Genomic DNA, 22,455 nt, shown 5'->3' on the forward strand with positions numbered 1-22,455 from the left:
AACCAGCACCCGCTATGCAGCAGGACGACATACTCCAGATTATCCAAGAAGACTTCGGCGCCAACGCCAGCTATGTCGAAGATATTCTCAGGCAATTTCAAAACAACCCGCGCTCCGTGGACGAAGAGTGGAGCGAGTATTTCAGCGACTTGCTCAATGGCAGCAATGGCGCGAATGGCAGCGGCAGCGGTGTTGTGGCCGCCGCCGCGACGGCGACCGCCGCGCGCCAGGTGATGGCCGCGCCGCAACCGGTGGTCGCCGCGAAACCGGTGAGCGCCCCCGCGCCCGTGGCTGAAACGGACAATGCCGAACGCCTGCAAATTCGCGGCCCGGCGTTGAAGATCGTCGAGAACATGGACGCCAGTTTGAGCGTGCCCATCGCTACCTCAGTGCGCCAGATTCAAATCAAGCTGCTCGATGAAAACCGCCGCTGGGTCAATCGCCATCTCGAAGCGCAAGGCAAAGGCAAAACCTCGTATACGCACCTCATCGCCTGGGCCATGATCAAGGCGCTCGCCAAGTATCCGCAGATGAATGACGGTTACGAAACACAGGCTGGCGCTTCAATGCGCATCAAACGGCCCGACGTGAATTTGGGCGTGGCGGTGGATGTGCAGAAGAAAGACGGTTCGCGCACGTTGTTGGTGCCGAATGTCAAAAGTGCGAACCGCCTGAACTTCATCGAGTTTTTCAACGCCTATCAGGATGTCATCAAACGCGCGCGCGACGGCAAACTGGCCGTGGCCGATTTTCAAGGCACGACGATTTCGCTGACCAATCCCGGCACGCTCGGCACGTCGGCTTCCAGCCCGCGCCTGATGGCGGGGCAGGGCGCGATCATCGCCACGGGCGCGATTGAATACTCGCCTGAATACGCTGCGATGACCGACGCGGCCCTGTCGCAACTGGGCATCAGCAAGGTGGTCACGCTGACTTCGACGTATGACCATCGCATCATCCAGGGCGCAGAGTCGGGTTCGTTCTTGGCCTACGTCCACGAACTGCTGATGGGGCAGCACGGCTTTTACGACGAACTGTTTTTCGACTTGGGCATCACCTACAAACCGTTGCGCTGGTCAAAGGATTACAACCCCATCCTGTTCGGCGTTGACCGCGAACGCGAGATGGTCAAGAAACAGGCGCGCATCTTCGAGTTCATCAACGCCTACCGTGTGCGCGGCCATCTGATCGCCGACATTGATCCGCTGAACCTGATCTCGATGCACGAGCATCTCGAACTGGAAGCCGAAACTTACGGCCTTTCGATTTGGGATTTGGATCGCACGTTTTTCACCGGCGGCTTGGGCGGCAAGGATGAAGCCAGCTTCCGCGAAATCTGGGCGATGCTCGTGCGTTATTATTGCAGCACGGTCGGCGTCGAGAGTCGTCACATCACCAGCCGCGAACAAAAACAGTGGATCATCGGCGCGGTCGAACGCGACCCCGAAGCCATCGCGCCCGAAGTCAAAAAGCAATTGCTGCGCAGCCTGGTCGCCGCCGAACAGTTCGAGAAATTCCTGCACACCAAATTCCTGGGGCAAAAACGCTTCTCGCTCGAAGGCTGCGAAACGATCATCCCGATGCTCGATCAACTGATTGCGGGTGCGGCGGCGCGCGGCATTGATGAAGTCGTCTTTGGTATGGCGCATCGCGGACGGTTGACGGTACTCGCCAACATCATCGGCAATTTCAGCGAACGCCTCTTCACCATCTTTGAAGGCTCCGTCCACCCCAACTTTCCGGCGGATAGCGGCGACGTGAAATACCATCAGGGCGCGGTGGCCGAACGCGAAGTCGGCGGCCAGGCGGTCAAGCTCACGCTCGCGCCCAACCCCAGCCACCTGGAAGCCGTCAACACCGTGGTCGAAGGCATGGTGCGCGCCAAACAGGATGCGCGTATCGTGGACGGCAACAAAGACGCCGCGCGCGCCAGCGTCCTGCCCGTCTTGTTACACGGCGACGCTGCTTTCATCGGGCAAGGCGTCGTGATGGAAACGCTGAATCTGGCCGATCTGAAAGGCTATCGCACGGGCGGCACGATTCACATCATCATCAACAACCAGATCGGTTTCACGACTTCACCCGAGTCGGGCCGCTCTTCGATCTATTCGAGCGATGTGGCGAAGATGACGCAACTGCCGATCTTCCATGTCAATTGCGACGACGTAGAAGCCGCGCACCGCACCATCCAGCTCGCGTTGGAATGGCGGCAAAAATACCGCAAAGACATTGTCATTGACTTGATCGGCTTCCGCCGCCACGGCCACAACGAAGGCGACGAACCCAGCTACACGCAACCGCTGATGTACCAGCGCGTCAAAGAACACCCCGGCGTGCGCGAACTTTATGCCCGCCGGCTCATTCGCGAAGGCGTCGTCACGGCGGACGAAGTGCAGCAGATGATCGAAGAGCGTTGGCGGCGCTATGAAAATGCGCTGCTCGGCGCGAAAGAAATTGTCGCGCGCCTCAAAACCGCTGGGGGCGTTGCCGCGCTGCCCGAACCAGCGGCGGATGAGGACGGTTCCGAAGTATTGGAAACCGGCGTCACGGCGGATGTGCTGACGCACATTTCGCAAACGCTCAGCGTCGTTCCGCAGGGCTTCAACTTGAATCCTAAGATGGTCAGTCAGATGTCGCGCCGCGCCAAGATGGGCAGCGGCGAAGCGCCGATTGATTGGGGCTTTGGCGAAAGCCTGGCCTTTGGCTCACTGGCGTTGGAAGGCACAACCGTCCGGCTCTCCGGCGAAGATTGCGGGCGCGGCACCTTCAGCCAGCGCCACGCGATCCTGTATGACACGCGCACGGGCCAGCCCTGGACGCCGCTGGAATCATTAGGCAAGTTCGAAGTGTTTGACAGTTCGCTCTCCGAATTCGGCGTGCTGGGATTCGATTACGGCTTTGCCGTCGTCGCACACAATGCGCTGACAATGTGGGAAGCGCAATTCGGCGATTTCGCCAACGGCGCGCAAGTCATCATTGACCAATTCATCGCGCCCGGCGAAGACAAATGGAAACAGACCAGCCGCCTGGTCATGCTCTTGCCGCACGGTTACGAAGGGCAAGGCCCCGAACATTCCAGCGCGCGGCTCGAACGCTATTTGCAACTCTGCGCCGAAAACAACATGCAGGTTTGCTATCCGACCACGCCCGCCCAGTACTTTCATTTGCTGCGGCGGCAGGTCAAACAAAGCGCCGAACGCCCGCTGATCGTGATGACGCCCAAGAGTCTGTTGCGTTTGCCGCAAGCAGTTTCTTCGCTCGCTCAATTCACCACAGGCGGATTTTTGCCGGTCATCGGCGACACGGTTGCGCCCGCCGCGGTCGAGCGCGTGCTGGTTTGCAGCGGCAAGGTCTATTACGACCTGCACGCCGAGCGTGAAAAACGCGGCGACAATCGTGTTGCTATTCTGCGGCTCGAACAGTTCTATCCCTTCCCGCAAACACTGTTGCAACGCTGGCTCGCGCATTACGGCCAGGCCCGCCAGCTTTTCTGGGTGCAAGAAGAGCCGCGCAACATGGGCGGCTGGTGGTTCATGCGCTCGCGGCTCGAAGCGTTGACGCGCGCCGGACAGGAACTGCGTTACGTCGGTCGCACGGCCAGCGCGAGTCCGGCGACGGGTTCGTATACTCTGCATCAGTTAGAGCAGCAGGAATTTTTGCGGGAGGCGTTGAGTTTGTAATTGCCTCAAAGAGCCAAACCGATAAATGTTATGGCCGATGACAAGCTCGCTCATCCAGCGTTCGCCTCGAAGCCGCGCCAACCCCGTGTTGAAGCCCTGGGGTTAGGCGCGGCTACGCAAATGTCGTATGCCCAAATTCCTCGCCGGCAGGTAAATCTCATGGATCTCAAAGACATGTTTCGGTTCATTGCGCCCAACGTGCGTGACGCCGCGCTCAACACCGCCGCCCGGTTGAATCATCTGGGCATTCGCTATGCACTGGCCGGGGGATTGGCGGTTGGCGCGCACGGCTACATCCGCGCCACAACGGATGTGGATTTTCTGGTGGGCGAAGAGGCGTTCGAACATCAAGGCGTGCTGGTCGCTTTCAAAGCTGGCGTCCCCATTGAAGTGGCAGGCATCCGCATAGATTATCTATCGCCCACCGCGCTGGGGGCGCAATTAGAAGACGTGCTCAATCACCCGCAGCATAGTGAAGGCTTAGCTGTCGTGCCGATTGAGGCGTTGATTTATATGAAGCTCGTGGCGCGGCGACGTAAAGACCTGGTGGATGTCGTCGAACTGGTTAAAGCGGGTGCGGACGTGACGAGGGTGCGCGATTACCTCAGGCAATACGCTGTTGATCTGGTTCCCTTGTATGAAGAACTGGTCAATGAGTCGCTGGCCGGATAACGCCACACGCGGTTTGTATAAAACGGGTGAGTCTGTCGGTGCTGAAACTAAGGCTGCTGCGATACAGGCTTAGTTACCTTTCCGCGCGCTCTAACGGTTCTGATAACTCATTGCGATACACCTTAGCCACACTATAAATGCTGCGTTGTTCAGGCGCGTAATAGAGCCGCGCGAACAAATCGCCCAACAGGCCCAGCCCTAAAAACTGCACGCCGCCCAAAAACAGCACCGCCGAAAACAGCAGCAGCGGGCCGTTCTGAATAAAAATGTCTTCGTGCCAGAAGAGCTTTTTACAGAGCAGCCATGACGCCAGCAACATTGCCACCGCAATCATCGTCGCGCCAACGCTGCCAAAAAAATGCAGCGGGCGCGCGAGGTAACGCACCAACAGGCGAATCGTCAGCAGGTCGAACATCACGCGGAAGGTGCGCGACAGGCCGTAATGCGATTGGCCGTTGGCGCGCGGTTGGTCTTTGATGGGGACTTCGGCAATGAGCGCGCCTTCGATGCTGGCCAGCGCGGGGATGAAGCGGTGCATTTGGCCATACAGCGGCACGCGTTTGAGCACGTCGCGGCGATAGGCTTTGAACGTGGTGCCGAAATCGTGGATCGGCACGCCGGAGGCTTTGGCCATCAGTTGATTGGCGATGCGCGAGGGCAAGGTGCGCCGCACACCGTCCTGGCGGTTCTGCCGCCAGCCGCTGACGATGTCGTAACCTTCCTTGAGCTTTTCGATGAAGCGCGGGATGTCTTCGGGTGCATGTTGCAGGTCGCCGTCCATGGCGATGATGACTTCGCCAGCGGCGCGGTCGAACCCGGCGGCCAGCGCGGCGGTTTGGCCGAAGTTGCGGCGCAGGCGTAAGCCCGTGACGCGCGGGTCGAGGGCGCAAATGTCTTTGAGGATGACTTGCGTGCGGTCATTGCTGCCGTCGTCTACAAAAACCAGTTCGTATTCGACAGCCAACGTTTCCAGCACGCGGGTGAGGCGGCGATAGAGTTCGGGCAGATTGGCTTCTTCGTTATGAAAGGGGACGACGATGGAATAGTCCAAGCGGGCAGGCTCCTTTGGCGAAATGGCGGAGAGCTTGTCCGGTTAGCGTAGGGGCAACCTAGGTGTCTGCCCCCGTGGCATCAGACGGAATCGAAGGCGTCAAATGCGACCGGGGCAGACACACATGTCTGCCCCTACGCTATCTGGAAACTCTCCGCTGCCCGGCAATGTTCAACCGCCAAGGCGGCAAAAAGTTAGCAGGTTGGTCTGCGTCTTTCAACGCTCGACCGCGCTGAGCCGCCATTCGCCCAACGTGCCCAACGCCGTTGCGCCGCGTTCGCTGAAGCGGATGCCGGAACCCGCGACGAGGTCTTTGACGGTGCTGGTGACGAGGACTTCGCTGATGGCGGCTTGGGTGGCGACTTGAGTGGCGAGTTCGACGGCGGGGCCGCCGACGCGATCTTTCATCACGTCGCATTCGCCCGTGTGCAAGCCGACTTGCAGCTTGATGCCAAGACGCCGCGCCGAATCGCGGATGGCGCAGGCGGCGCGGATGGCGCGGGCGGGGCCGTCAAACGTGGCGATGATCTGGCCGCCGTTGAGTTCGCTGCCGATTTGGGCGGCGTGACCTTTGAACATTTCGATTTCGCGTTTGACGTGCGCCTGGTGGCGGTTGAGCAATTCGTGATAACGCGCGTCATCAAACCGTTCGGGGAGTCGTTCGATATCGGCCGCCGATCCGACCGAATGCGCAACCAGCACGGTCGCCAGCACACGATCCACTTCGGTGGCATAACGCACGCCGGTCAGGAACTCTTCGATCTCGCCGAGGATGGATTCCTGATCGCCGACGAAAGGCAGATGGTCAATGCCGGGCAGTTCGACGAATTTGGCGCCGGGGATGTGTTCGGCCAGATAGCGACCTTCTTCGACGTGCAGCAAGGCGTCGTCGGTGCGGTGCAGCACCAGCGTCGGCACTTGAATCGCGGGCAACACGGGGCGAATGTCAATCGCGGCGCTCATGCGCGTCAACGCCAGAGCAGCGCCGGGGCTGGCGCCCATGCGCAAGTAAGTCGCCCACCATTTGCTGAACTGCGGATCGTTGGCGCGGCTGGGGGCGCGGTCTTCGAGGCCGACAGGGCCGCCCCAATGCTGGCGAATCTCTTCAAAGAAATGCTCGCGGTGCTCTTCGGTCGGCCCCCAGGGGTAATCTTCGGCCCAGAGGCGGCGCGCGTAACTGCCGATCATCACCAGCGCGGTGGTCTTTTCGGGATAGGTGGCGGAAAACAAGCTGCACAGCGGGCCGCCTTCCGAAATGCCGCAGAGCACGGCTTTTTCTGATCCGGCGGCTTCCATCACGGCGCGCACGTCGTCCATGCGCTGTTCCAGCGTGGGCAATTCGTTGAGCGGGACGCGGTCGCTCAGGCCGGTGCCGCGTTTATCGAAAAGGATCACGCGCGCGAATGAAGCCAAGCGATTCAGGAATTGCGCAAAGCCTGGCTCTTTCCAGAACCATTCCAAGTGCGAGACCCAGCCCATTACAAAGACCAGATCGAGCGGGCCTTCGCCGATGACTTGATAAGCGATGTTAACGTCGCCGCTGCGTGTGTAGTGGATTTCGGGGGTGAACTGTGCTTCTTCCTGGCTGGGCTGGCTGGGAATTTCTTTGCCGGAACGCGCTTGGACGAGCGTCGTGCCGGCCAGATTGATTTCGCCCCACGAATCACCCAGCCGTGTTTGCAGCTCCAGTTCCTGCAACAGGTTTTTCAGATCAATCTGGAAGTCCTTGACGGTTTGATAGCGTTCGTCGCGGTCTTTGCGCAGCGCCTTGTTGACGATGCGTTCCAGTTCGGGCGGGGCGCTTTCCAGACTACGCGACAAACGGGGCGGCTCGTGTTCCAGAATCGAGACCATCACGTCGCTGGGCGTTTCGCCTTGAAAGGGCGGACGGCCCGACAGCATTTCGTAAAGCACGATGCCGAGACTGAAAACATCGCTACGCCCGTCTACTTCGAGGCCGCGCGCCTGTTCGGGCGACATGTAATTCACCGTGCCCATCACCGTGCCGGGGTCGGTGTGGTAAAGCGAGGCGGTTGTGAGCGCCGATTGTTTGCTGGTTTTGGCGAGGCCGAAATCGAGCACCTTAATGTAGCCATCGGTGCGCAGCATGACGTTTTCGGGTTTGATGTCGCGGTGGATGATCCCGGCGGCGTGCGCGGCGGCGAGCGCGCTGGCAACCTGGCTGGCGATGTTCAGCGCCTGGGGCAATTTCAAACTGCTGACGGGCTGGCTGCTGGACACGGGGCCGCGTGCCATCTGTTGCCGCAACGTCTGGCCGTCAATGTATTCGGTGGCGATGAAATGGCGGCCCCCCGTCTGGCCGATTTCGTGAATGGTCAGAATGTTGGGGTGGTTGAGCGCCGAAGCGGCTTTGGCCTCGTGGACGAAGCGGCGCAACCATTGCTGGTTGTTGGTGTATTCGGACGAGAGCGTCTTCAACGCCACCCGTCGCTCCAGTTGCGTGTCGTTCGCCAGATAGACTTCGCCCATGCCCCCGACCCCGATGCGCGATTGAATCTCGTAACGGCCAAAACGCGCGCCGGGTTGAATCGTGGACAGAAAAACCTGTGCGCTGGCATGCGCGGGCGGCGTGGTTTCGCGCTGGGCCAATTCGCCGTTTTTCTTTTTGGCCGGAGCGGGGGTGGACGTGGCGGCCACCAGACTGGTGCGGGTGGGTTCGAGTTTGGTTTTTTTGACCGTCGCGACGAAGCGGTAGCCGCGTTTGGGCACGGTTTCGATGAACTGCCCCCCGTCCGGTTTTTCGCCCAGCACCCGGCGCAGCATGGAAACGTGCTGGGCCAGATTGGTTTCTTCGACGTAAGTGTCGGGCCAGATCGTTTCGAGCAATTCTTCCTTGGTCATCACGTGGCGGTTGTTCTCGACCAGGACGACCAGGGTATCAAAGGCTTTGGGAGTGAGCGCCACGGGCAGTTCGCCTTTCCAGAGCAGCCGCTCGACCGGGTCTAGACGGAAGGGGGCGAATTCGTAAATGTGACGAGTTTGTTTAGCCATGACGTTCTCAGGGTTTTGCATGAACCGGGCAGGTTGAATTATTCAACCGTGCCGCCAATTCAGAGAGGCTGCCGCGAGCAAAATCGGGGCACCCATCTCTCAATGTGCGAATTAAGCCATGCGCGCGCGCGAAAAGTCTTGAGTGCGGCAACTTTCGGTTTGAGAGTCAAATTGCTGAAAGGGCAATGGATAACCCCTTTCAAAATTCTTTCAAGAATTTTTCAGCGGCTCTTTAGGACTTCCCGTCGCGCCTTCACTATCGTGGGCCACGTTGCAGTGCTTACCCAAGACAGGCCTACAAAATCTGAGGCCAAGCTGTGGCCAGCCGGGTGGTTGCCGCCTGGGTGTCTCCCGCCACGTGCCCGCACCCCACACCGCACGTGGCGGTTTCTGAAACTTGCTGGGAGACCCTGGGCTGGGTGACAGGCTGTTACGAATTTCGGCAGGGGCACATCCGTGCAGTGCCGAAGCCGGAAGGCCGAATCGTTAGGCGTCAACCGACGTGAGCGATTCAGCCTTCTTTTGCGTTGGACTGCTCGGGCGGCCGCAGCCAATCTTGCGAAACCCGCAGCCAATTGTTAGCTTGTGCCCGCTATGCCACATGTGTTTCGTGCGCTCGTTCTCGTCGCTTTACTCGCTTGCGCCGCGTTGGCGCAAACCTTTCAGGAAGCCGACCGTCTGTTTACTTATGGCGATGATACGGGCCGCGATCAACAGGCGTTGGCCGTGATCGAAAAGGCCCTGGCCAGCGACGGCAACAATTACCAATGGCTTTGGCGTGCCGCCCGGGCGCGGTATTACGTGGGCGATGAGGCCAAGGCCGACAAGCTTAAACATTTCGAGAGTGGCATCGCCTATGCCCAACGCGCTATCGCCCAATCGCCCAACGCCGTCGAAGGGCATTTCTGGCTGGGCGCCAGTTATGGCGGTTACAGCGAGGTCAAAGGCGCGTTCAGCGCGCTGGCGACCGTCAAAAAGATTCGCGCCGAGATGGAAACGGTGTTGCGGTTGAATGCCGGGTACGAAGACGCGCGTGCCTATCTGGCGCTGGGCGAACTCGACCGCCAGTTGCCGCGGTTGTTGGGCGGGAATGTGGAGCGTGCCATCACACGTTTGGAAGCCGGCCTGAAAATCGCGCCACGCAATTTGGAAATGAAATACGCGCTGGCCCAGGCCTATCAGGAAAATGGGCGCAAAGAAGACGCGCGCCGCCAGCTCAATGAATTGACGCAAGCCAGCGCGCGCAATCAGGCCGAACGCAACATACAGGGCAAAGCGCGCGCGTTGCTCACCAAGCTTTAACGCTATCGTCCGTTCGCTGAGGCTTATGCTAACAGGCACGTTGTCCAGGCTGCTTTCCAGCTTTCGCGCGCAATTGGTCGCGTTCATTACGGCCATGCTGTTGTTGACGGCGCTGGTCATCTTTTTCATCAATCAACAATTGGAACGGCGCACGACGCGGCAAGTGGACGAGTATTTTCAATCCATCATTCTGGCGATGGATCTCAGCTATCGTTCGCTGGCCGAGGGCAAGTATCTTTACGAACTGGTCAACACCCGTCAGCCAAACAGCTTGCCGATAGATTCCGAAAGCGTCATCAAGCACATTTTGATTTTGGACGCGAGCACCAAAGAGATTAGCGACAGCACGGATAAAAAAGACATCGGCACCAAATCAGAATATACCGGCATTCCGACGTTCGCGCCCGGCGATGTCAAACTCGATGCCGACTCGCTCAGCGCGAATGAAAGCCGTTCGGTCAAATTCTCCATCGAAACCGACAAAGGCAAAATCCGCGACATCCTGATCGTCATCTCGCTCAAACGGCTGAAGCGCGTCAAGGATGCCGCTGACCGCGACCGCAGCATTGCTTTGACGGTGCTGGGGCTGTTGCTGATTGTTGCTCTGGCGTTGTTCAGCCAGCGCTTCACCCGCCCGGTCACCGAACTGGCGCGCGCGGCCCAACGTGTCACTGCGGGCAAATTGGATTTCGATGTGACCGTCTCTGGCCCGCAAGAAATCAGCACGCTCTCGTCCACCTTCAACGAAATGCTCACCGGCTTGCGCCGCAACCGCGACCTCGAAGAGCAATTACAACGCGCCGAACGCTCCGCCGTCGTGGGCCGTTTGGCCTCCGGCATCGCGCACGAGATTCGCAATCCGCTCAATTTCATGAATCTCTCGATTGATCACCTGCAAGCCGCCTGCGCGCCCACGGATGAGCGCCGCCGCGCCGAATTTCTGCACATCACCACCACGATCAAAGAGGAGATTCAACGCCTGAACCGCCTGGTCAGCGACTTCCTCAGCTATGGCCGCCCGGCGCGTTTGAAACCGCGCGAACTCGACGCCCAAGTACTGATCGAAGAAGTCGGCGCGCTGGTCAGAGCCACTGCCGAACAACAGGGCGTGCAAGTACGCATCGCCAGCGACAACGGCCCCAATAACGTTGACACCAAATTCCAGGCGGACTACGAACAGATCAAGACCTGCTTTTCCAACCTGATGATCAACGCCGTCCAAGCCATGCCCGGTGGCGGCGCGCTCAACGTCACGCTGCATCCCGACAATTCGCATTTGCAGATCGAATTCGCTGACAACGGCCCCGGCATCGCAGCGGAAAACCTGAAACAGATTTTCGAGCCGTACTATTCGACCAAAGAGACGGGTATCGGCCTGGGCTTGCCGCTGACCAAAAAGATTATCGAAGAGCACGGCGGTCAGATCACTGTCACCAGCGAACTTGGCACAGGGACGACGTTCAACGTTACACTCCCACGCGAAGCCGCGTGTTAAACTGCGCGCGAAAGGAGCACGTTATGAGTTTGGCAACCAAAACAACGATTCAACCTAACTACCAACCCGCGCCACCCATTTCGATCAACCCGGAACGCCTGAGCGGCCAAGCGGTCATCGGCCTGAGTCGTGTGCCTGTGGCGGCTTTGCTCGATCACTTGGATGTCGCCACTTTTTTGCGGGATTTTCCCTCCGTGTCACAAACGCAAGTGGAAAGCGCCATTGAATATCTGAAAGAGCTGGCGGAAGACGGCAAGCTGGGTGAGCGCGTTGATGACTAATGAAAATCTTGCTTGATGAAAATGTGCCGGAAGGTGTCCTGCCCGCATTTGACCGTTATGAAACGCGGCACGTTAACCAATTGGGTTGGCAAGGGAAAAAGAACGGCGCGTTGCTACAAGCTGCCAGTGAGCACGGGTTCACAGTATTGGTGACGACTGATGTGAACCTTTATCAGCAGCGCAAAGCCGAAGGGCACTCCTTGAGCGTCATTGTGTTGCGCGTTTTCCAGAACTCGCTGGCCGGCGTACTGCCACTCGTGAATGACGCGCAAGACACTACAGCCAGGATTACGCCAGGCGAAGTCGAATACCTCTACATCGCCAAAACTTTGCAGGAAAGCGATAGGCGCCGAAAACGCGGGCAATTCGCGCCGCCCTGAAATGGTAAACTGTGAATGGCAAGCTTGAAGCAACGAAAACCCGCGTCCCAGCGTGTTCAAGCCATCCTATTCCATATCGTGCACCCAGCAATTGCAGAAACCGCGGCACTTCGCCTATCTTGTACCCTGCATTTGACATCCTCCGATGTACCGTAATCTCCACTTTCAAATCTCGAATTTATAAGGGCGAACGCAATGGCGAAACGAATCCTGGTCGTGGACGACGAAAAGAACCAACGCGACATCCTGCAACTGATCCTCTCAGGCGAGCGCGACGCCGAGGGCCAGCCGCTTTACGACATCAAAACCGCCGCTTCCGGCCAGGAAGCGTTGCGCACCTTCAAACACGAAAACTTCGATCTGGTGCTGACCGACCTGAAGATGTCCGGCATGGACGGCATCGAATTGCTCAATGAGATTTCCCAACTCGACAGCTCGCTCCCCGTCATTCTGATGACCGCGCACGGCTCCATCGAAACGGTCAAAGAAGCTTTGCGTGGAGGCGCGTTCGACTATCTTTCCAAACCGCTCGACCGCGCCAAATTGCTCGAAGTCGTCGCCAAAGCCGTCGCTCAAATGCGTGCCGTGGACGAAGAGATCATCGGCGTTTCGGAAGTGATGGAGCGCGTCAAAAAGATGATTGTCAAAGTTGCGCCCTCGCCTTCGACTGTCTTGATTCGCGGCGAATCGGGCACTGGCAAAGAGCGCATCGCCCGCGCCATACACAAAGCCAGCCCGCGCGCGGGTGAACGCTTCCAGGCCGTCAACTGCGCCGCCATCAACGAAAACCTGCTCGAATCGGAATTGTTCGGCCACGAAAAAGGCTCGTTCACCGGCGCGCACGTCGAGAAAAAAGGCCTCTTTGAGATCGCCGACAAAGGCACGCTCTTTCTGGATGAAATCGGCGAGATCAACGTCAGCATGCAGGCCAAACTGCTGCGCGTCTTGCAGGAAAAAGAAGTCACCCACGTCGGCGGCTCACGCGCGATCAAAGTGGACGTGCGCGTCCTCGCCGCCACCAACCGCGACCTCGAAGCGATGGTCAAAGACGGCCGCTTCCGTGAAGACCTCTATTACCGCCTCAACGTCATCCCGATCACCGTGCCGCCCCTGCGCCAGCGCCGCGACGACACCAAAGTGCTGACCGCTCACTTCCTGCGCAAGCATTCCGCCAACGCCGCGCGTCCCATGAAACTGTCGGATGACGCGCGCCGCCTGATCCTCGATTACGCCTGGCCCGGCAACGTGCGCCAACTCGAATCGGCCATCGAACGCGCCTTGTTATTGGCCGAAGGCGATGAAATCACCGTCGAAGACCTGCCCGTCGAAATCCGCGCCACCGTGCAAGCCGAAACCACGGGCGGTTTCAAACTGCCCGCCGAAGGTATTTCGTTTGAAGAGTTGGAACGTTCGCTGTTGATTCAGGCAATGGAACAGACCGGCTGGAACATCACGCGCGCGGCCAAGCTGCTGGGCTTGTCGTTTCGGACGATGCAATATCGGCTGGATAAATTCGAGATCAAGCGGCCCAATCGGGTGAAGGGTGGCGGGGAAGAGAGTGAAGAGGACGGCCAGTAAACCTGCTTGGGACAGTACCGCGCGCGGTCAGCAAGCGGTGACTCACACAACAAACCCAGTGGGCACAAGTTGATGGTTCCGCTTGCTGACGCGCGCGGTACTGCCCGCTCACACTCCCTCGGCACGCTCACCCAATGAAATCACCTGATCGGTATACCCCTCAAACGTATCGTCATGGCTGATGACGAAAAGCTGCTGAAAATCTTTGATGCGGCCGATTTGCTGCGCCAGGTTGCGGCGCCGCTCCTCATCCATATTCGTGGTCGGCTCGTCGAAGAACGCTATGTTCAGGTCGGACAATTCTTTCAACAACGCCAAGCGCACGGCCAGCGCCGCCGCCATCTGTTCGCCGCCGGACAGGTTGGCGAAGGGGCGTTCGCGGCCTTCTTCTTCCAGCGTGATTTCGTAATCTTTGGCCCAGCGCAGCGTGGCGTCGTGCCGCCCGGTGATTTCGCGGAAAAGTTGATTGGCTTCGAGCGAGATTGAAAACAGGTACGATTCGGTGATGAAGGGCGCGGCCTTTTGCAGAATGTCGCGGATGAAATCGGTCGTTTCGCGCAAGCGCTGCGCCCGCTCCTTTTCGGCCAGTTGGGCACGCATGCGCTCGCGCACTTCTTCGAGTTGGGCCAGCCGTTGTTGCAATTGGCTGAAGCTGGCGCGCACGTGTTCCAGTTGCGCGGCCAGATGTGTAGCGCGTTCGCGCCAGTGCTCGAATTGGCGGAGCGCGGTGCGATGCGCGTCGGCCTGATACTGCGCTTCCAACTGCGTCAATTCTGTTTGTGTGGCGGCCAGCGTCGTTTCAGCCGTAACGATCTCTGCCGCAATGGCCGCGACTTCTGTTTCGTGCGTCGGCAGCGTTTCGGCAATTTTCAAGTTCGACAAATAAGCGTGGTAATCGCGTTCGTTGCTGGCGCGGGCGACGTTCACTTCGGCCAGTTGCACATCCAGCGCGGCGAACTGTTGCAACTCTTCGTTGAGGTGCTGCTGTCCGGCACGAATCTCCGCCACTTTCTGTTCAGCCAGCGCGATACCTTGTTGCCATTCGGCCTCGCGTTCGATCACGCGTTGCAATGCGCCCGCCCGCCCGCGCGGATCGCTCAGCGCTTGCAAACTGCTTTCGGCGGCGGCGAGTTGCGCCTCGATGTTGCCGAGCGCGGTCAGCCGTTGTTGCAAGGTGTCGGCTTCGACTTTGCGCGTCTTGCCGTAGGCGCTCAGTTCGGCCAACTCGCCGCGCATCCCTTCGGCTTGATTGAAAACGCGCTCGGCTTCGCGCGCGGCGCGCAACACTTGTTCAAGCGCGGCGCGCTCAGCTTTGCGTTGTTGCAACTCGGCCTCGCTGATGGTTCCGGCTTGCGCCAATTCGCTTTCCAGCTTGGCGACCTGTTCCTGTTGCGCGGCCAGTTCGCGGGTGAAGCGTTCGGCGGCTTCGCGCAAGCGCGGCAATTGCGCTGTTTCGGCAGCGGCGGCGCGCGCCTGTTTCACTGCGGCGGCCAGTGTTTTCAAACTGCTTTGCAGCGGTTTGATTTGCTCGCGCCGCTCAGTCAGGCCGGTGCGAAAGCGCGCTTCGATGGATTCGCCGGGTTTGAGGTTCAAGCACTTTTCGGTCAGCAGCGGGCAGATACCGCCGCTGGCAAGGCTGGCGATCATCTCTTCATCGCGGCTGACTTCGGCGCGTAATTGCGCCAGTTGTTCGGTCTCTGTTTGCTGCTGCGTTTCGCTTTCGGTCAAGCGCGCCGCTTGGGCCAACAGCGGTTCCAGGTGCGCCAATTCGCGGCCATTCTGTTCTAACTCGCTTTGCAGGCGCGTTTGTTCCTGCCGGGCTTTGTCCAAATAACTGCGTTGCATTTGGCTGCTCTTGAGTGTCAGTTCCAGCCGCGCCAATTCAGCATCGAGTTGCGCGCGTTTTTCGTCGAGCGTGGCGACTTGCTCAGCCTGTGCGCGCAAGCCTTCGGCTTTTTCGATCTCGCGCGAGAGCAGCGAATAGCGCAGCCGCATCTGCTCTAAATCTTTGTCGAGTGCGCGGCGCGCGTGTTCCAGACCCTGCAATTCACCACGGCTTTCGCGTAGGCCCGCCAGCGTGGTTTCAAATTGCGTTTGTTCGGCCACCTTGTCCGCCAGCGCAGCCAATTCAACCCGCGCGTCAGCAATTTCTTGCAAGCGTTCGCGCTGGCGTTCGGCTTGGGCCTGCACTTCAAACTGTTCGCGTTCGGTGGCGGCCAGCTTGTTGCGCAACTCATCACGGCTGAGCCGGTGGCGTTCCAATTCGCTGAGCTTGGCAGTTGCTGCTTGGTAGTTATCGTGTCCGGCTTGCGCGGCGGTGACGATTTGGGCGGCGGCGCGCGCTTGTTCCAGCGCTTCGCGCGCAGTAGCGAGCGAACCGCGCCGCACGTCCAGCTTGATGCGCAAACTTTCGAGCGCGGCGCGGCGCGTTTCGAGCTGCTGTTTTAGCGCGTCGAGTTGCGCGACCGTTTGCGCGGCGACATCGCGTGCGGTTTGTGCGGCGGCGTAATCCGTTTCGTGTTGCTGCAACTGCGCGGCGGTCTGGTCGTGTTGCCGTTTGGTTTCGTCGTAAGCCTTCAACTCGCCTTCGGCAGCGGCCATTTTGCGGTCGGCCTCGTTGATGCGGCCTTCGATGTGTTTGAGCGTGTCGCGCAACTGGTCGGAGGCCTGTTTGTATTCTTCGACTTTGAGGATTTGATCGAAGATGATTTTGCGTTTGGCGGCGGTGAGTGTGAAATCGTAAGTGAAGGTGCCTTGCGGAACGCCGATGGTCGTTTTGAAAAGCGCCGAAAGATCGGTGGCTTCATCCACGCCGAGGTGTTCGCGCAACCATTTGACGACTTGATTTTTTTGTTCGATGAGCCGCGTTTTGGTGTCGGGATCGTAAACGTGATAGCCGCCGCCCGTGTCGCGCGTGACGGTGTATTCGCGCCCATCTTTGTCAGAAATGAAGCTGACGACGACTTGGCCTTTTTTCGCGCCGCGTTTGACGAAATCGTCTTTGTTGTAATCGAGATGATCGAAGAGCGCCCAGGCGATGGCCTCCAGGATCGTGGTTTTGCCCGCGCCGTTGGGGCCGCAAATCGCGATGACTCCGGGCTGAAAGGAGAAATCGGCTTCGGCGTGATTCTTGATGTTTTTGAGTTCGACGCGTGTGATTTGCAAGGCGGGTAAGCGGTAGCGGTAGTCGGCAGTCGGTAGTCTGGGCGTGGGCTGGCCGACTACGGGCTACCGGCTACGGCCTACTTATGAGTGAGCGGCTTCAGCGTGCTGATCCGTATGGCCGAGTAAATGGCGGCCTTCGGCGCTGCGCGGGTCAATGGTGCGCACGTGCTTGCGTCCGCGCATTTCCCAAATCGCCGTGATCTTGCCGCTCTTTTCGACTGCGTGATATGAGATTTCGTCCTGATGCGCCTCTGCTGCTGGCACCGTTTCCGTCGTGTGTTCGCTCATGAATTCTAGTAACTCCTGAATTGATTTGATTGATGTGACAGGTGTCGAAGGAAACCGGATTCTGCCATACGCTGCGGCGGGGTGTCCAGTTACCAGTCCCGACGCAGTTTTGCGGCCATGCCAACAGGCCAATGAATGACGGTGGGCGGGTCAGACGCGCACCAAAGCCGTGAGCAGGCGAAAGCGTTTCGCACTCATGCCGCGCACGATGATCAGGTCTTGCGGGCGTTTGAACAGGCCGTGTTTGCGGCGGTATTCCAGAATACGGGCTGCCAGACCGGGGCCAATGCCGGGCAATGTTTCAAGTTGGGCGGCGGTAGCTGTGTTGAGATCGAGCGGCGTGTTGGGCGTTTGCGCTTGTGCGAAAGAAGAGAGCAGTAGCAAAAGCACAATCCAGCTGAGATTTGAAATTGGAGATTTGAGAGCGGGAAGACAATCAGCGTAGGCCATAGATTTTCAACCGGAATTCGTTGTTGTTGATCGTCGGCCCTTCAGGCGTGCGGCGCGCAAAGTCTGTGCTTTGCGCAAAGAGCAGCGGCAAGCCGCCGGGCGCGAGTGCCGTGCCATAATGCTGGTTGGTGAAGACGGCTTTGAGACGGGCGTTGGGCGCTTGCGCAATACCGTAGCGCAGCGCGATTAACGGCAGTTCAAGCGGATTGGCCGGGTTGCTGAATTCCAGACTGTCGTCATAAATCGTGATGCGCGCTTGGCGGTCGTGTAACTGCCAGGCACGATGGATCAGCATGTTGGCGAGCGCTTCGTGAATAGACGCGCGATGATAATTGGCGCGGCCGGTGAGAAAGCCATCATGGGATTCCAGCGCTTTGCGCGAAGGTTTGGTGTCCCACAGATCAACATAGCGTTTCAGGAAATGCAGCGCGCCGTCGTAAAGCCGCAATAGATTGCCTTGCAATTGCACGCGTTCGACGAGGGGCGCATTGGCAGCGTGGCCGCTGACGCGCATGAGTTGCAGGCTGGCTTGCGGCAGCAATTTGGCAACGCGTTCGTTCTGGCCAAAGAGCAACAACCCGCCCACAGTCGGCAATAACACCTCGCCGAATTTGATTACCAAGCCCATCTCACGCAACACCGCATCGGTCGGAAAGCCTTTGGTGGACTCACCCCAGTAACCGGGATTGACGCCGCGCACATAGCTCCAAAACAGCGATTCATCAATGTCTTTTTCAAGTTCGGCCTGAAAGACCAGCGCATATTCAAAACGTGACGGATGAGTTTCGCCATAAACGCGGGCAAGTTCTTCGCGGGTTGTTTCGCGTTTGATGGCGCCTTCGCGCAGATAGAATTTGTCGTCGAGCGTGCGATGCGGGCGATTGTGGGCGTCTACTTCCAGCACGACGACGCGCCGACCGCTGTCAAAGGCGACTTTATTGATGTACGGAAAGACGGGCGGTCGGATTTGGGTGGCGCAAATCTCACGCAGTTTTTCTTCGACGTCTTCGACATCGTCAACGCCCTCGATGCGCAGTTGGTCATTGACACCGAAGATGATTGCTCCGCCTTCGGTATTAGCCAGCGCAATGATCTCTGCCGTGATCTTTTCGGCGTTGCTGAAGCGGACTTTTAATTCGAGGTAGGTGTCTTCGCCGCCACGAATCAGGCGCACTAACTCCAGGCGCGAGGTCGCTTGCAGAGGCACATCGAATTGATAGGCGTGATAAGAGCGTTCAGAACCAGGGGCGTGGCGATGAGCATTATTGAAGCGTTTGCGGCCCATGGCGGATGGTAAAACAACGCGGGCGGCGTTGCGGGAAACGAGGCGTTAAAACAGTTTGAGCGGAGTACGCATCGCCAATGGATTGTGACGAACGATGGGTCTCCGCTCAGTAAATTCGCGTTACCAGTTGCGTGACTGGAAAAACTACTTGGGCAATTCAGGTTTCTTTTCGTCAGGATCTTCGTGCATGCCCTGCTTGAAGTTGCGGATGCCTTCACCCATGCCTTTCATCAAGCCGGGCAGGCGGCTGCCGCCGAAGAGGATCAGAACGATCACCAGCAGGACAATCATTTCCGTTGGACCTAAGCCAAACATAAGCGTCTCCTTGAATAAAACATACGTGACAAGCTTGCCAGTCGAAAGCGCAGGCATTCTAGCTTTATCTTTCGCGGCTCCGCAAGAGCGTCAATTCGCAAAATCTTGCTGTGCACTAGCGGGGATGCTATAGTCCAAGTGTTCTAATGATGCTTGATTTACAAGCCTATCTGCGCTGGTGCCCCGGTTTCTGAGCCGGTTTTCGGTCGTGTGGCCGGGAAGTTTAGCGAGCACCTTTATCAAGATCATTTTTCGAGGTCATTTAGGAGGAAATACGATGGCAGACGAAAACAATGGCAGTGACAAGCTGGTCTATTTTTTGATTGGCGCGGGGATCGGCGCCGTGACAGCGTTGTTGTTTGCGCCCAAACCGGGGAGCGAGTTACGCGCCGATTTGGCCGACGCGACCAAACGCAGCTTGGATCAGGCGCGTGATACCACCCGCGAATTGAACGAGCGCGCCACCGAGCTATATCAAACGGGCGTTGAACGCGCGAGCGACATCGCCGCCCGCAGTCGCGAAGCCGTCACCGATTTGAATGCGCGTAGCCGGGACACGGTCAATGAATTGACCGAACGCGGCAAAGAACTGGTCAATCGCCAGAAATCGCAAATTCAGGCCGCCTTGGAAGCCGGCAAACAAGGCTACTTGGAAGCGAAGCAGTCTGATCAATCGAAGGCGGCTTTTGAGGATAACGCTTAGTTGAAAAAGCGGTCGGTGGTCGTGGTCAATGGTCAATTACTAAAGCTGACCACTGACCACCGGCCATTGACCACTGAGGTATTCGCAGTGGATAACACGCTGACCATCGTCACCGCCATCGGTGTTGCGGTTTTGTTGCTTGTGCAAGTGGGTGTTTTTGTCGGCTTGTATTTCCTGGCGCGCCGCGTCGTGGCGGTTGTCGAACAGGCTTCCAAGTTGCAAACGCGGGCCGAGTATTTGATGAACAACACCGAGCCGCTCCTGAAGATGGCGCAGGGAATGATGGGCGAATTGAAACAGGCTACCGGCTATTTGACCCAGGGCGTGCAACACATTACTGCAATCACCGAGATGGCCAAAGACGAAGCTGCCGAAGTGCGCCATCTGCTGGGTGATTCCACCGCCTTGGCCAAACGCGAAGTCGAACGCGCCCGCTTGCAAGTGGACAAAGTGCAAACCACCATCTCCACGGCGACGGATCAATTTGAACGCGCGACCGAACTGGTGCAGCACAGCGTGCTCGAACCGGTGCGCGAGTTTTCTTATGTAATGGCCGGCGTGCAGCGCGCGTTGGAAGTGTTAATGGCAGGCCGCCGCTTGCCGGTTGACCGCGTGTATCAGGACGAAGAAATGTTCATTTAGCGCGCCGCATTGCGGCATTGGGCGGCCTTTGGTTTTTGTAACTGGAAGTCAGTCGCTAAACTCAAACCCTTGGCCGGAAGATCAATTCCACGCAATCCTATTTTGCCGCCCATTCCACCTTCGTCAGCGAAAAGCTGAGTTTACGTTCGTCGGTGGATTGTTTGTCCACAAGTTTGGGCACAAAGAATTTGTCGCTTTCCAGCGTCAGTTGCGAATACGCGCCGTTGGTTTGTTTGGCGGCAGGAATGTCGAACTCTTTTTCCAGTTGCGGCTTCTCTTTGGTGGCCGTGAATTGATCGAGCGTTTCGCCGTTGAATTTGATCGTGAGCTTGACGGGGCCGCTGATCACATCGGTTGGGACTTTGCCGGCAATTTTGAGCCGCATCGCGGTGCGCTGATTTTTCAATTCGATGCTGCCGCTTTCCGCCATCCAGCGCCACGTCCCGCTTTCCGGCGTGCCTTCCATCGGCGAGAATCCCGTGCCATAACTGATGTCGGGCTTGGGCGTGGGCGCTGCCGGGGAGCTGGGCGTTGCGGGATTGTTTTCGGCGGGTTTGGGTGTGCTATCGCTGCAAGCGGCGAGACAAAACAGCGAGAAACAGCTTAGGGTTGCTATCATTGTTTTCAGCATAAGGCTACAATTCTCCATTAAGTTGGGGTGGTTGATCGCTGGCCTGATTAGGCGCAGTCGAAACAGACTCTCCACTCATCATTGCGCGTTGTGATAATGCATGCTTGAACAGCTTTTAGCGACGCGCCTTTGCCCTGTCAAGCTGCCGCACCATCACGAATGTTTTTGCAACGCCTCGAATCCTTCCACTTTCGCAACCTCACCGGCGCCATCGAATTCGCCCCCGGTCTCAATGTGATTTACGGCCAGAACGCCCAAGGCAAAAGCTCCTGGCTCGAAGCCGTCTACCTGTTGGCCACGACCAAATCGTTTCGCACGAAGTATCCCAAAGAGGCTATTCAACACGGCCTGACCGAGGCCATCTTGCGTGGCACGGTCGCGCGCGGCAATCTCACCAAAGACCTGCAACTGCTCATTACCGACTCAGTCAAACAATCCTTCATCAACTGCAAGCGCGAGCCGGTGACGCGCTATTTGGGCAATCTGGATGCGATTGCTTTCACCGCCGATGAAGTGGAGATCGTGCGCGGCGCGCCCGAAGCGCGGCGGCGCTTTCTGGATCGCGGGTTGGTGGGGACGCTGCCATCATATCTGGGCACGCTTAGCGAATATGGCCGTGTGCTGAAACAGAAAAATGCGCTGTTACGCGAAGCAGCACAGGCTGATGACCCGACACGCTATTTCGACATGCTGCAACCGTGGAATGATCAGTTGGTCGAATTGGGTACCGAGATTCACGGGCTGCGGCTGGGTTACGTTGAGAAATTGCAGGCGCAGTTAAAACCGGAATTATTTCAGCATGAACAGATCACGATCCGCTATCGCTCATCGCTGGAAGGCAAGGGCGACCTGGGTGCGTATGCCGCTTTGTTCCGCGAACGGCTGCAATTGCGCCTGAAAAATGAGATCGTGATTGGCTATGCGCTGGTGGGGCCGCACCGCGATGATTTGGAGGTACTGTTTGACGGCTATGAGATTGCAAAATATGGCAGTTCGGGGCAACAACGTAGCGCCCTGCTCATTCTTGATCTAGCGCAGATGAGCGTGTACCATACAGTGTTTGAAGAATATCCGCTTTTTCTAGTGGATGACATAGACGCGGAATTGGATCGGGAACGGATCGGGATTTTGCTGGATTACCTGGATGGCAAAGCCCAAACGCTGGTCTCGACCTCGAAGCATTCGATTGCCGAACGTTACCGCGCCCGCGCCCAGACGCATTGGGTAGTCGCCGGGCAAGTGATTGAAGATAAAGAATTAAATCGGGATTTGGGCCAGACCGAAAGGGAACCGGCGCTTGCAGACCCTGCGCCGCTCCTACAAGCGCCTTCCACGCAAGCGCCAGATGCCCAGTTGGTCGGCACGCCTGCCCTCTCAAAAACGGATTCGCCAGATACTGAGACGCTGGATTGGTTGCGACAAGAGGAAACGGCGGTGAACGTTGCGCCACCAAATGATAATGATGCTGAAGACAGACATCGCGCACCGTTCTAATCGCCCTCGGCATGGCCGGACGTATGACGTC

The 22,455-nt window shown here is 58.1% G+C and carries 18 protein-coding genes; 10 read left to right on the forward strand and 8 right to left on the reverse strand.

Annotated elements, in window-relative coordinates; translation table 11 throughout:
* Positions 1–14: 14 nt before the first annotated feature.
* On the forward strand, positions 15–3,680 hold the full coding sequence (locus HY011_09445; GenBank protein ID MBI3423151.1) for a multifunctional oxoglutarate decarboxylase/oxoglutarate dehydrogenase thiamine pyrophosphate-binding subunit/dihydrolipoyllysine-residue succinyltransferase subunit: 3,666 nt from the start codon (positions 15–17) through the stop codon (positions 3,678–3,680).
* A 159-nt stretch (positions 3,681–3,839) separates the two neighbouring features.
* Positions 3,840–4,352, forward strand: coding sequence for a hypothetical protein (locus HY011_09450; protein ID MBI3423152.1), 513 nt, complete (start codon positions 3,840–3,842; stop codon positions 4,350–4,352).
* A gap of 73 nt (positions 4,353–4,425) precedes the next feature.
* On the opposite strand, the gene HY011_09455 is transcribed toward HY011_09450, so the two are convergent.
* Both HY011_09455 and HY011_09460 read right to left on the reverse strand, forming a co-directional pair.
* Entirely contained in the window at positions 4,426–5,403 is a 978-nt protein-coding gene (locus HY011_09455) for a glycosyltransferase family 2 protein (protein ID MBI3423153.1), read from the reverse strand.
* A 216-nt stretch (positions 5,404–5,619) separates the two neighbouring features.
* A complete protein-coding gene (locus HY011_09460) occupies positions 5,620–8,415 on the reverse strand; it encodes an alpha/beta fold hydrolase (GenBank protein ID MBI3423154.1) in 2,796 nt (931 codons plus the stop codon).
* Between the two features lie 594 nt (positions 8,416–9,009).
* Here HY011_09460 and HY011_09465 point away from each other — a divergent pair.
* The 5 genes from HY011_09465 to HY011_09485 all read left to right on the forward strand — a co-directional run bounded on the left by HY011_09465 (position 9,010) and on the right by HY011_09485 (position 13,451).
* A complete protein-coding gene (locus HY011_09465) occupies positions 9,010–9,717 on the forward strand; it encodes a tetratricopeptide repeat protein (GenBank protein ID MBI3423155.1) in 708 nt (235 codons plus the stop codon).
* Positions 9,718–9,742: 25 nt separating this feature from the next.
* Positions 9,743–11,212, forward strand: coding sequence for a HAMP domain-containing protein (locus tag HY011_09470; protein MBI3423156.1), 1,470 nt, complete (start codon positions 9,743–9,745; stop codon positions 11,210–11,212).
* A 23-nt stretch (positions 11,213–11,235) separates the two neighbouring features.
* On the forward strand, positions 11,236–11,493 hold the full coding sequence (locus HY011_09475) for a DUF433 domain-containing protein (GenBank protein ID MBI3423157.1): 258 nt from the start codon (positions 11,236–11,238) through the stop codon (positions 11,491–11,493).
* Positions 11,493–11,873 carry a DUF5615 family PIN-like protein gene (locus HY011_09480; GenBank protein MBI3423158.1) on the forward strand — a complete coding sequence of 127 codons (381 nt, stop codon included), beginning with the start codon at positions 11,493–11,495 and terminating at the stop codon, positions 11,871–11,873. Before HY011_09475 ends, HY011_09480 begins: the two co-directional genes overlap by 1 nt.
* Before the next feature lie 195 nt (positions 11,874–12,068).
* Positions 12,069–13,451: a sigma-54-dependent Fis family transcriptional regulator gene (locus HY011_09485; protein ID MBI3423159.1), complete on the forward strand. Its 1,383-nt coding sequence runs from the start codon at positions 12,069–12,071 to the stop codon at positions 13,449–13,451.
* A gap of 108 nt (positions 13,452–13,559) precedes the next feature.
* Here the strand turns inward: HY011_09485 and HY011_09490 are convergent, their stop codons facing one another.
* From HY011_09490 to tatA, 5 genes are all read right to left on the reverse strand, one after another.
* Complete coding sequence (locus HY011_09490) at positions 13,560–16,616, reverse strand: SMC family ATPase (GenBank protein ID MBI3423160.1); 3,057 nt, start codon at positions 16,614–16,616, stop codon at positions 13,560–13,562.
* Between the two features lie 81 nt (positions 16,617–16,697).
* The gene (locus HY011_09495) at positions 16,698–16,904 is read right to left on the reverse strand and encodes a hypothetical protein (GenBank protein MBI3423161.1); all 207 of its coding nucleotides are present in this window, start codon (positions 16,902–16,904) and stop codon (positions 16,698–16,700) included.
* A 150-nt stretch (positions 16,905–17,054) separates the two neighbouring features.
* A complete protein-coding gene (locus HY011_09500; GenBank protein MBI3423162.1) occupies positions 17,055–17,354 on the reverse strand; it encodes a helix-hairpin-helix domain-containing protein in 300 nt (99 codons plus the stop codon).
* Positions 17,341–18,639: a putative DNA binding domain-containing protein gene (locus HY011_09505; protein MBI3423163.1), complete on the reverse strand. Its 1,299-nt coding sequence runs from the start codon at positions 18,637–18,639 to the stop codon at positions 17,341–17,343. The genes HY011_09500 and HY011_09505 overlap by 14 nt, the downstream gene beginning before the upstream one ends.
* A gap of 144 nt (positions 18,640–18,783) precedes the next feature.
* Entirely contained in the window at positions 18,784–18,954 is a 171-nt protein-coding gene (gene tatA, locus HY011_09510; protein MBI3423164.1) for a twin-arginine translocase TatA/TatE family subunit, read from the reverse strand.
* A 277-nt stretch (positions 18,955–19,231) separates the two neighbouring features.
* Between tatA and HY011_09515 the strand changes: the two genes are divergently transcribed.
* Together HY011_09515 and HY011_09520 are read left to right on the forward strand one after the other, a co-directional pair.
* Positions 19,232–19,657, forward strand: coding sequence for a YtxH domain-containing protein (locus HY011_09515; protein ID MBI3423165.1), 426 nt, complete (start codon positions 19,232–19,234; stop codon positions 19,655–19,657).
* Positions 19,658–20,299: a hypothetical protein gene (locus tag HY011_09520; protein ID MBI3423166.1), complete on the forward strand. Its 642-nt coding sequence runs from the start codon at positions 19,658–19,660 to the stop codon at positions 20,297–20,299.
* A gap of 97 nt (positions 20,300–20,396) precedes the next feature.
* On the opposite strand, the gene HY011_09525 is transcribed toward HY011_09520, so the two are convergent.
* A complete protein-coding gene (locus tag HY011_09525; protein MBI3423167.1) occupies positions 20,397–20,930 on the reverse strand; it encodes a hypothetical protein in 534 nt (177 codons plus the stop codon).
* A gap of 159 nt (positions 20,931–21,089) precedes the next feature.
* Between HY011_09525 and recF the strand changes: the two genes are divergently transcribed.
* Positions 21,090–22,424 (forward strand): DNA replication and repair protein RecF, encoded by a 1,335-nt coding sequence (gene recF, locus HY011_09530; GenBank protein ID MBI3423168.1) that lies wholly within the window; start codon positions 21,090–21,092, stop codon positions 22,422–22,424.
* The last annotated feature ends 31 nt before the right edge of the window (positions 22,425–22,455 follow it).

Source organism: Acidobacteriota bacterium, assembly GCA_016196035.1.
In the GTDB taxonomy this organism is placed as follows: Bacteria; Acidobacteriota; Blastocatellia; order RBC074; family RBC074; genus JACPYM01.

Bases quoted from the DNA above. Each gene is read 5' to 3' on its own strand.
- HY011_09445 (MBI3423151.1), top strand. From the start codon at position 15: ATGCAGCAGGACGACATACTCCAGATTATCCAAGAAGACTTCGGCGCC.
- HY011_09450 (MBI3423152.1), top strand. From the start codon at position 3,840: ATGGATCTCAAAGACATGTTTCGGTTCATTGCGCCCAACGTGCGTGAC.
- HY011_09460 (MBI3423154.1), bottom strand. From the start codon at position 8,415: ATGGCTAAACAAACTCGTCACATTTACGAATTCGCCCCCTTCCGTCTA.
- HY011_09465 (MBI3423155.1), top strand. From the start codon at position 9,010: ATGCCACATGTGTTTCGTGCGCTCGTTCTCGTCGCTTTACTCGCTTGC.
- HY011_09470 (MBI3423156.1), top strand. From the start codon at position 9,743: ATGCTAACAGGCACGTTGTCCAGGCTGCTTTCCAGCTTTCGCGCGCAA.
- HY011_09475 (MBI3423157.1), top strand. From the start codon at position 11,236: ATGAGTTTGGCAACCAAAACAACGATTCAACCTAACTACCAACCCGCG.
- HY011_09480 (MBI3423158.1), top strand. From the start codon at position 11,493: ATGAAAATCTTGCTTGATGAAAATGTGCCGGAAGGTGTCCTGCCCGCA.
- HY011_09485 (MBI3423159.1), top strand. From the start codon at position 12,069: ATGGCGAAACGAATCCTGGTCGTGGACGACGAAAAGAACCAACGCGAC.
- HY011_09495 (MBI3423161.1), bottom strand. From the start codon at position 16,904: ATGAGCGAACACACGACGGAAACGGTGCCAGCAGCAGAGGCGCATCAG.
- HY011_09500 (MBI3423162.1), bottom strand. From the start codon at position 17,354: ATGGCCTACGCTGATTGTCTTCCCGCTCTCAAATCTCCAATTTCAAAT.
- HY011_09505 (MBI3423163.1), bottom strand. From the start codon at position 18,639: ATGGGCCGCAAACGCTTCAATAATGCTCATCGCCACGCCCCTGGTTCT.
- tatA (MBI3423164.1), bottom strand. From the start codon at position 18,954: ATGTTTGGCTTAGGTCCAACGGAAATGATTGTCCTGCTGGTGATCGTT.
- HY011_09515 (MBI3423165.1), top strand. From the start codon at position 19,232: ATGGCAGACGAAAACAATGGCAGTGACAAGCTGGTCTATTTTTTGATT.
- HY011_09525 (MBI3423167.1), bottom strand. From the start codon at position 20,930: ATGCTGAAAACAATGATAGCAACCCTAAGCTGTTTCTCGCTGTTTTGT.
- recF (MBI3423168.1), top strand. From the start codon at position 21,090: ATGTTTTTGCAACGCCTCGAATCCTTCCACTTTCGCAACCTCACCGGC.